This window comes from Kitasatospora sp. NPDC041917 (genome assembly GCF_055589745.1).
The window spans coordinates 180,981-191,562 of the sequence record NZ_JBVJBI010000001.1; the positions used below are offsets into that span (position 1 = coordinate 180,981).

General features: G+C 67.9%; 4 protein-coding genes. All 4 read left to right on the forward strand.

The window, feature by feature from the left end; genetic code table 11:
* Positions 1–42: 42 nt before the first annotated feature.
* The 4 genes from ACZ6EM_RS00835 to ACZ6EM_RS00850 all read left to right on the forward strand — a co-directional run bounded on the left by ACZ6EM_RS00835 (position 43) and on the right by ACZ6EM_RS00850 (position 10,509).
* A complete protein-coding gene (locus tag ACZ6EM_RS00835; protein ID WP_465771320.1) occupies positions 43–3,138 on the forward strand; it encodes an SNF2-related protein in 3,096 nt (1,031 codons plus the stop codon).
* Positions 3,138–8,567: a hypothetical protein gene (locus ACZ6EM_RS00840; RefSeq protein ID WP_465771321.1), complete on the forward strand. Its 5,430-nt coding sequence runs from the start codon at positions 3,138–3,140 to the stop codon at positions 8,565–8,567. Before ACZ6EM_RS00835 ends, ACZ6EM_RS00840 begins: the two co-directional genes overlap by 1 nt.
* A complete protein-coding gene (locus ACZ6EM_RS00845) occupies positions 8,564–9,862 on the forward strand; it encodes an AAA family ATPase (RefSeq protein WP_465771322.1) in 1,299 nt (432 codons plus the stop codon). Before ACZ6EM_RS00840 ends, ACZ6EM_RS00845 begins: the two co-directional genes overlap by 4 nt.
* Positions 9,863–9,948: 86 nt before the next feature.
* Complete coding sequence (locus tag ACZ6EM_RS00850; protein WP_465771323.1) at positions 9,949–10,509, forward strand: hypothetical protein; 561 nt, start codon at positions 9,949–9,951, stop codon at positions 10,507–10,509.
* Positions 10,510–10,582 lie beyond the last annotated feature (73 nt).

The following is a 10,582-nucleotide window of genomic DNA, read 5'->3' on the forward strand; positions in this document are numbered from 1 at the left end:
GACAAGGCCAGGCGCCGGTGCGGTGATCAAGGTGTGACAGCAATGACAACGGCAGACGAGCTGGAGAGCAACGCGGTGGTCGATCTCGGGGCCGGTGACGGAACAGGGGCCGGATCGGCGTCGGCCGGCTGGGAGGCCTGGGAGCCGGAGACTGTGCCGGGTCCGAGGCCACTCCGGCGAACCGGCGGACCCGGGTTCGCCCCCGGTGCCCAGGTCCTGGTGCGCGACGAACAGTGGCTGGTGCGCAAGGTCACCCGTACCGAGCACGACGGCTGGATGGTCGAGGTCACCGGGGTGTCCTCGTTCGTCCGGGACACCGACGCGGTCTTCTACAGCCGCCTGGACGAGATCCAGGTTCTGGATCCCCGTGAGACCGAACTCGTCGCGGACGACTCAGCGAACCACCGCCGGGGCCGCCTGTACCTGGAAGCGGTGGTCCGCAAGTCGTTCCTGCCGCAGACCGAACACGGGCTGGGCCTGGCCGACAACTTCCTCATGGACGCGCAGAACCACCAGCTACGACCCGCCGAACTCGCACTGTCGATGGACAATCCCCAGCCTCGGCTGCTGATCGCCGACGTGGTGGGCCTGGGCAAGACCCTGGAGATCGGCATCCTGCTCGCGGAACTGATCCGGCGCGGGCGCGGCGAGCGGATCCTGGTCGTCACCCCGCAGCACGTACTGGAGCAGTTCCAGCGGGAGCTGTGGACGCGCTTCGCGATCCCGCTGATCCGACTGGACTCCACCGGTATCCAGCGGATTCAGCAGGACATCCCGTCGGGGCGCAATCCGTTCGCCTATTTCAAGCGGGTGATCGTCTCGATGGACACCCTCAAGCGGGAGGGGCAGTACGCGCACCACCTGGAGAAGACCGACTGGGACGCGGTGGTGATCGACGAGTCGCACCGGCTGGTCAACCGGGGAACCGACACCAACGCCCTGGCCCGTCTGCTGGCCCAGCGCACGGATGCGCTCGTGCTGGCCTCCGCCACCCCGCACAACGGCGACGCCCGCTCCTTCGCCGAACTGATCCGCCTGCTCGACCCGGCCGCCATCGCCGACTCCGGCAGGTACGAGGTGTCCGATCTGGAACACCTCTACATCCGGCGGACCAAGACCACCCCCGAGGTCCGCGACTCGCTCCAGGGCGCCTGGGCCGACCGAGGACCCTCCGTACCCGTACATGTGCCCGCGAGCGAGGCCGAGCTGGCGGTCTTCGAAGAGCTGGCGAGCCGCTGGATCCCCCGTGACGGGGCCGGCGACTCGGTGGCCTGGAGCCAGCTTGATTCCTACAACCTGCTCAAGTCCTTCCTCTCCTCACACCGCGCACTGCTCCAGACCATCGCCACCCGGAAGAAGTCCCTGGGCGAGCGCAAGGACCGCCAGACCGACGAGACCGGAACAGCCCGCGCCCAGCGCCGACGACGCACCGACGAGGAGGCCGTCGCCGAACTCGCGGCACTCACCGACCTGGAGAAGGCAGCCCTCCGGATCGGGGACCAAGACTCCGCCAAGCTGCAGGCCCTCATCACCGAACTGCGCACACTCGGAGTCGGACCCGGCTCCGACGTCCGGGTGGTGGTCTTCTCGGAGCGTATCCCCACCTTGAAGTGGCTCGCCGGGGCCGTCCCCGCGGCCCTCGGATTCACCAAGGGCCCGCAGACGGATGAACGGAAGCCGTGGCTGGCCTACGGCCATGGCGCCGGGGGTGCCGGCGCGGTGCAGGTCATGCATGGTGAGGCGACCACCGACCAGGAGCAGATGAGGATCGTCGAGAAGTTCGGTCTCCGCGACGACCCCGTCCGCCTCCTGTTCACCGGCGACGTCGCCTCCGAGGGCGTCAACCTCCACGAGCAGTGCAACCTGCTGATCCACTACGACCTGCCCTGGTCCCTGATCCGCATCGAGCAACGCAATGGCCGCATCGACCGTTACGGCCAGACCCGTTCCCCTCAGTTCCGAGCCCTGGTCCTGACGAACGACCTGCCGTGGCGCACCGACCCGCTCACCGGAGAAGCGCGCACCCTCGACGACCGGCTCGTCGGCGAGAAGCTCCTCAAGCGCGAGGAGGAAGCCCACAAGATCGAGGGGTCGGCCGACGCCGTCACCGGCATCTACCGGGCGCAGGAAGAGGAGAACCGCCTCACCAAGGACCTGATCGCCGGCCGTACGGTCGAAGAGTCGATCAAGACCTCCCGGCAGAGCGGCGGCGGCATGCTCGCTGGGCTGCTGGCCCAGGTCGGGGCCACGCCCACCCGCCGGACGGTGCAGCGGGCCCAGATGCCGACGCTCTTCCCCAACACCGCCGAGTACTTCGAGGCCGGGTTGCGCCAGATCTGCCGGACCAGCCCCGAGGACGAACTCTCGCTGCGCCGGGACCCGGACGGCACCATCGCCTTCGAACCGCCGCGCGACCTCGCCTACCGGTTCCGCGCCCTGCCCAAGTCGTACCTCGACGAGCAGCACATCCTACCCGGCAGGAACAGCCCGGGTCGGCTGCGGGTCACCTTCTCCAAGGAGCTCGCCGCCCGACGTCTCAAGGTCGCCAGGGAATCCTCCGACACGCTGTGGCCCAACGTGTCCTACCTGACCGACATCCACCCCGTCCTGGACTGGCTTACCGACAAGGTACTGGTTGAGGTCGGTCGTCACCAGGCACCCGTACTCGCCGCCGGCGTCTCCCACCCGACGTTCCTCGTCCAGGGAATCTACTCGAACACCCTCGGCCGACCGACCGTGGTGGAGTGGATGGCCGTCCAGGGCCTGCCGAACGAACCCGTCGTCGAAGCCATGGACAACGACTTCCTCACCCGGGTCGGTGTCGGCCCCACGATGCCCGGACGGGCCGTCCCCCGCGACCTGGAAGGTCTGCAAGCACTCGTCCCGACAGCGATCGACGCTGCGACCGAGTACCTGAAAGCCCGTGAGGACGCATACCGCCGCCAGGTCGAAGCCACGTTGGAGCCCTACCGCAAGCGGCTCACCCACTGGAAGCAGGAAGCCCTGTTCGCCGGCGCCCGCCCGGACAAGCGGCAGGTCTCCCTCACCGCCAGCCGCCGCTTCGACCTGGTCAAGTCCCTGGAGACCTCCGGCGCCCCGATGCTGCGCCTGCTCGCCGTCCTGGAGAACTCGCACTGATGAGCACCGTCTACGACTCCTTCAGCAACCGCGGCGAGTACTTCGCAGCGCACTACTTCGCCGAACAGCTCGCCGGTGACCTGAAGAAGCACCTGCTGGACAGCTGGACCCTGCGCGAGGGCGACGAGAACGACCCGCGCACCACCGCCCGCGAACGTGTCCGCACACTACGCTCCGCCTACTTCGGCGAGGAGCTGCGCAGCTACTTCGCCGAAGCCGCACACGCCGACAGCGAGGACGAGTACTCCCGCCGGACGTACGGCGACCAGGAGTGGGCCAAGCGGGTCTCCGAGTGGCACCAGCAGGTCCTGCACGCCCTGGGGTACGACGACGGCGGCCCGGGCGAGCTCACCATCCACCGGGCCGGACGCGACCAGCCCGTCCAGGTCGCCTACCACGGCCACGGCATCGTCGCGATCGACTGCGGCTGGGCGACCGAGACCGACGCCGCACTGGACCCGGCGGGCTCCGGCCACCTGCTCACCCCGCTGCGAGTCAGTGCTGCGGAGAGCTACGACGACGGCGCGGCTCTGGCCTCCTGGCTGTTCGCCTCCACCCTGGGCGGCCCGGAAGGCGCCCCACCACGGTTCGTCCTGCTCCTTCTCGGCGGCGTCCTCGTACTGGCCGATCGCAACAGCTGGGGCGAAGGCCGCTACCTCGCCGTCAGCCTCGACGCGGCCCTGGAGCGCTACGACCGCAAGCAGGGCGGTGAACTCGCCACCATCGCCGCCCTGTTCGGCCAGGAGATGCTCCGCCCCGGAGACAACGGCACCGAGCCGCTCCTCGACACCCTCCTCAAGGCCTCCAGTACGAACGCGGTCGGCGTCAGCGGCGAACTGCGCAACGGGCTGCAGCGATCAGTCGAGATCATCGCCCAGGAGGTGCTGGACCGGCTCTCCGACGCGGGCCTGAAGCCCGCCGACATCGACGACGGGCGCACCCCGTTCGCCAAGCAGCTCACCCGCGAGTCCCTGCGCTACCTGTACCGCGTCCTGTTCCTGCTCTACGCCGAGGCCCGGCCCGAGCTCGGCATCCTGCCCGCCGACGACGGCAGCTACGAGGCCGGCTACTCCGTGGCCCGGCTGCGTGAACTTGTCGCCCGCGACGAGCAGTTGGTGGAGCCGGCCGCACGCGGCGGATTCCACCTGCACGAATCACTGGACGTACTGTTCAACAAGGTCAACTACGGCCACCGTGCGTACGGCACCGAGCCCGACGACGAACTCCCCGGCGACGACGAGGAGACCCGCAAGGCCAAGTCGTCCCGTCGCAGCGAGGACCGCGGCCTGCGCTTCGAACCGCTGCGCAGCGAACTGTTCGAGCCCAAGTCGGTGCGGGTGGTCGGCCGGGGCACCGTCGACCCCCGGTCGGACGAGGACAACCCCGTCTGGCTCGACCTGCGTCTGCGCAATGCGGCGCTGCACGAGGTGCTGCGGCTGCTGACGATGAAGGACGCCAAGAAGGGCGAGCGCGGCGGCTTCATCTCGTACCGCAACCTGGGCATCAACCAACTCGGCGCGGTGTACGAGGGACTGATGTCGTACACCGGCTTCATCGCCCAGGAGGAACTGTGCGAGGTCGCCAAGGGTGGTGACCCGAAGGACGGCTCCTGGATGATCCCGGCCTCCCGGCAGGGCGAGTATCCGGACGATGTGTTCGTCGAGTACGACGAACGGGATGCGGCCAAGGGGCTGCGTGGGCGCAAGAAGTACGCCCAGGGTTCCTTTGTCTACCGGTTGGCGGGACGCGACCGGCAAACCTCGGCCTCGTACTACACGCCCGAGTCGCTGACCAAGGTCACGGTCGAGCTCACGCTCAAGCACAGGCTCGACCAGGAGACGGACGCCGATGGCAACCCGATCCGGACGCGGGCCTCCGAGCTGCTCAAGTACAAGATCTGCGAGCCGGCGCTCGGGTCCGGGGCGTTCCTCAACGAGGCGATCAACCAGGTCGCCAAGGAGTACCTGCGGCGCCGGCAGGACGAGCTGGGCGTCACCATCCCCACCAGCCAAGCCCTGATCGAGGAACAGAAGGCCAAGGCGTACATCGCCCTGCACAACGCGTACGGCGTCGACCTCAACGCGACCGGCGTCGAGCTGGCGGAGGTCTCGCTGTGGCTGAACACCATGCACCCGGGCATGCGGGCACCGTGGTTCGGCCTGCACCTGCGCCGTGGCAACTCGCTGATCGGCGGGCGCCGGGCGGTGTACGGCGGGGAGGTCGTCGGCGGCAAGGAGAAGCTCTGGCTGAAGAGCAAAGGCGCACTCGGACCGACGCCGCTGCCCTTCGTGGGGGAGGACGGTCGACGGCAGGAACTGCCCGAGGGGGCAGTGCACCAGTTCCTGCTGCCGGCGGTCGGCTGGGCGGCAGTGGCCGGCGAGAAGGAGGCCAAGGCGCTCGCGCCGGAGCAGGAGAAGCGGATCGCGGCCTGGAAGAAGGGCATCCTCAAGCCGCCGGCGGCAAAGGCCGGACGGGGGCAGAAGCTGTCGCAGCTGGCGCGGCTCCAGGCGGTCGCGCGGCGGGCAGAGTTCCTGTGGGGACTGGTGGGTCGCCGGATGAAGATCTCCGAGGATGAGATCTCGCGACACATAGAGGTATGGGGAGCCACGGCGGCTGAGGACGAGGACGCGAACGAGTACGCCTTCGTGCGCCGGCCCGAAGGCGCGGTGCGGAAGGAGAAGGTCTACAAGGACCTCTTCGACTCACCCGGTTCGCCGTACTGGCGGCTCAAGACCATGATGGACGCCTGGTGCGCACTGTGGTTCTGGCCGGTGGATCAGGCTGGACTGCTGGACGGCAGCGCGGATGTCTATCAGAGCGCTGCTGCTGTGGACGACTCCGAGTCCCTGTTCGCGGTCCTCCCTCAGGTCGGCGAGCCGGAGCGCGAGTCCGAGGAATGGATGGTCGCAGAGCAGACCTCGCTCTTCTCGCTCGGCGCCGAGCAAGACAGCCTGCTGTCGGCCCTGGCCGACAGCGTCCCCATGCAGAAACCCACATCTGGTACCCGCCGTCCGCGCCGCCCTGCACCGAAGCGACGGAAGGCCATTCCGCTGGTCGGCTTCGAGGACTGGCTCGACTTCGCAGAATGCCTACTCGGCACGTACGACGCGCCCACGGACACGTTGATCGGCGACCTCACGGATCTGGATGAGGTCGAGAACTTCGAGGACGGTCTACCCGCGTTCATGGGCATGGACTCGGTGTGGAAGCTGGAGGAACGCTTTCCCTGGCTGGGGGTCGTGCAGCGCATCGCCGAGGATCAGGGCTTCCTGCACTGGGAGTTGGACTTCGCCCTGACCTTCGCACAGAACGGCGGCTTCGACCTCCAGGTGGGCAACCCACCATGGGTGCGGCCGCGGTGGGACGAGGCCGGCGTGCTCGCGGAGCACGAGCCGTGGTTCAAGCTGACAGAAAAGGCATCCGCATCAGAGAAGCAGCGACGGAAGGACGAGCTGCTTCAGATGCCGAAAGCTCGACGCTACCTGCTGTCCGAGCTGACCTCGGTCAGCGCGCAGGTTGAGGCGTTCGGTTCGGAGCAGGTGTATCCGCTGCTGACGGGTACGCAGCCAGACCTGTACCGAGCGTTCATGTGTCAGGTCTGGAACCACGCTTCAAATGCGGGGACGGCCGGAATGGTCCACCCTGATTCGCATTTCACCGGCGACAAGGAAGGTTCGCTCCGCGAGGCCGCCTACCGGCGGCTGCGCGTGCATGGCGACTTCGTCAACGCAGGGCAGCGATTCTTTCCGAGGCCAGTTGGTGATACCTCTCACTTCGGCGTACACATCTACGCTTCTCAGAACGAGATCTCTTTCGACCACCTCTCGTGGCTGGTATCGGTCGATGCTTTTCGACTCTCCGAGAAGCACGATGGATCTGGCGATGTACCCGGTGTGCGCTACCGCAACGGAGAATTCGACGAGCGCCCGCACCGGGCTCGGGTTGTCCGGGTCAATCGGGAACAACTCACAGTCTGGCAGCGCCTGCTGGACGAACGGGAGCAGTCGATCGAGCAGGCTCGCCTACTATTTCCGGTAAGTACCGCGGAGGCTTCTGCCATTGAAGCGCTGGCCGAGTACCCGCTTCGCCTGGGCGCGCACCAACCGCAGATCTCTCCCGGCTACCACGAGAGTGGCGCAAAGACGGCTGGGCTGATCGACTACAATCGCCCAACCGCTACCGATGGGCTCCCCTACCAGCCCAACCGCTGGCGCCAGGTGGTCCTCAAGGGCACCCAAATCAGCGTCGCCACACCCGTCTTCAAGCGCCATGACGCCAATAGCAACGACGCATTCGGCGCCGATCTGACTGCTCTTCCGGATGACTTCGTCCCTGATACCGCATACGTCCGGATGTCGGAGGGAAATCAGGGCTACCTTGCCAGTCAGGACCGCTGGATCGACCACCAGGCTCTCACCCGCCTCCGCGCCGACGCAGCGTCCGTCGCTACCGCTCGTGCCTCCGCCGCCACAGAAAAACGCGTCACCGAGGCCGATGTCACCGCCGAGGAGATCGACGAGGTTCTCACCGGCCGAGCCCGGCGCCGATACACGATTTTCAATCGACTCGCCTGGCGGCGCCAGGTCGCACCGAACACCGAGCGGGCTCTCTATGCCGCCTTGGTCCCACCCGGCACCGCGCACGTCGATGCGGTGCACAGTCTCGCCATGCCAAACAACCACCTCACCACGCTCGTGGCTGGCTTCTGGGCTTCACTACCGTTGGACTACTTCCTGCGGGCCACTGGCCGGGGTGACCTTCGGGTCGCGGGCGCCAAGGCCATGCCCGCCCCGTCCCCCGACCACCCCCTCGCCTCCGCCCTTCTCCTTCGAACCCTGCGTCTGAACTGCCTCACCCGTGCCTACGCCGACCTGTGGTCAGAGCTGTACGACCGCACCTGGCCCGGCTACGAGCCCTGGGCCTGTAAGTGGCCGGGCCTCCAGCCCCTCCACGAGGTGACCCCGGAGTGGCAGTCGAACACCCCCCTGCGCTCCGAACGCGCCCGCCGGTCGGCTCTCGTGGAGATCGACGCCCTCGTCGCGGTCTGGCTCGGCATGGACGCGGACGCGCTGATCGCCGCCTACCGGGGCCGGTTCCCCGTGCTCCAGAAGTACGAGGCGGTCACCTGGTTCGACTCCGAGGGCTGGAAGCTCGCCGGTAATGCCCGCACGATCGGCCAGCGGCAGTCCAAGGAGAGCTTCGCCCAGCTCACGGCCCACCTCGCCGGCCCTGACAACACACCCGCACCGGAGGGCTACACGGCCCCCTTCTACAAAGCCGACCGCGAAGGCGAGATGCGCGCGGCCCACGCCGTGTTCCAGGCCCGCCTGGACGCCGCCGTCGCCCGAGATGAATGGGACCCGGTCAAGCAGGAGGTCCCCGGTGCCTCCGCCCCAACTGAACACAACGACCGTAGGGTCACCTCATGACAGACCGTCGGCTCCTCCGTCTCGACGTCGAGAACTTCCGTAGCCTGCGGAAGATCTCGCTCCCCCTCGGCGGCCTCACAGTCCTCGTCGGCCCGAACGGCGTCGGCAAGTCGAACGTTCTCCAGGTGTTCCGTTTCCTCGCCGATATCATCAACACCGATCTGGATCCCGCCCTCGCCTCACGCGGCGGCTTCGACGAGGTCGCCTTCTGGGGCGGCGACCGGCCGCCCACGGCGATGCGGATCGGTCTCCAGGCCCGGTGGACGTCGCACTCGTCCGCTGCCGCTCCGGACGAGTACGAGCTGACGATCAAGCGGCGGGCCGACAAGCGTGCCGCGACGGGCTTCAACCTCTCCCGAAACGAGTCGTTCACCTTCAAGCGCACCAAGGGGCGCGGCCGACGGATCACCGTCTCCGGCGAGGAGGCGGTGGTCACCGACACCCCGGCGAACACTGGCCCGGCCGACCTCGACGACTCCGGCGAGCGCAGCCTCGGTATCCGCAGGCTCAGTAGCGGGCTGTCGACCCTGCCTCGCTTGGCGCCGTCCGAGGGCGGGGAGGAGGTGGCGACGGTGGCCGAGGTGCTCTCCTCCTTCCGGGTCTTCGACGTCAGTGTCTCCGCGGCCCGCGAACCCGCGCGGGTGTCACCGCTCCTCACCACCCGCACCCGCCCGACGGCCGGCGCGACCCGCCAGCTGACGATCCACGGCGTACCGCACAGCCGGCCGGTCCAACTGGCCGACGACGCTGGGAATCTGGCCCTCTTTCTCACCGGACTGGCACAGGACGAACAGACTTGGAACCGGCTGGTGGACGACGCCCGGACCGTCATGCCGAACCTCGAAGAGATCACCTTCGCCACTATCGGCGGCGCGGCCGAGCTCGTCGAGGTCCAGCTCACCGAGCGCGGTCTGCGCCGTTCGACCCCGCTGGCCGACGCCTCCTTCGGCACGGTCCGTCTGCTGAGCCTGCTGGCGATGCTCTACGACCCTTCTCCTCCGATCCTCACCTGCATCGAGGAGCTCGACCACGGCCTTCACCCGCAGGCGCTCGAACTTCTGGTGGAACGCCTGCGCGAGGCGAGTGAACGCAGCCAGTTCATCGTGACGACGCACTCACCGGCGCTCGTCGACCGACTGGAACCGGAGGAGTTCGTGGTCTGCGAGCGCGACGAGTACGGGGCCTCGCTCATCCCGTCCCTCTCCACCCAGCAGGTCCGTGAGATTCGGCAGGCCAGCGAGGGGTTGCCGCTGGGCGAGCTGTGGTTCTCCGGGCTCCTGGGCGGAGGCCTGTGAGCAAGGCACGGAGTGCCCCTGCCAAGCGGTCCGGCCGGTCGCGGCTGATCGCGGTCGCGGGTGAGAGTTCCAACGACCGTGACGTGATGTCCGCCCTGATCCGGGCCGAGCTCGGTTTCACGGGCAAGATAGTCCCGATCAACGATCCCGTCGCGCTGAAGGACGCAACCGGCACCAACCTGGTATCCCGCGTGACGAAGCTCGTCGGAAAGGCCAAGGCCGCGGCGGTCAAGGAACAGGCCGATCTCCACGGACTTGCCGTGCACCTCGATCTGGACGCCGTCCACGACGGCACGTACGACCTCGTGCGAGCCAGGGTCAGGGGCGCACTCGACGAACGGTGCCCGGCTCCGCTCGCCCTCGGTCTGGCAGTCTGGGAGATCGAGAGCTGGCTGCTGCTCTTTCCGGATGCCTTCCCGAAGGTTCATGCGACCTGGAACGTTCCGCAGCAGCTCCGCGGCCGCGATACCGGCCTGATCCGCGATCCCAAGGAGGAGCTGCAGCGCCGCCTCGGCACACCGCGCTACCGGGAGAGCGACAGCCCGGCCGTGATCCGTGCGGCCGTCGAACACGGTCACGCACCATCCGGGATCACCGGCAGGAACCGTTCCTACCAGGACTTCCTGGCAGACCTGCACAGCTGGTAGGAATACGGACCACCGCCCATCGTCACCATGTCACTGCAAACCCACACCGTCCGTCCGGACCGTCACCGAGGGA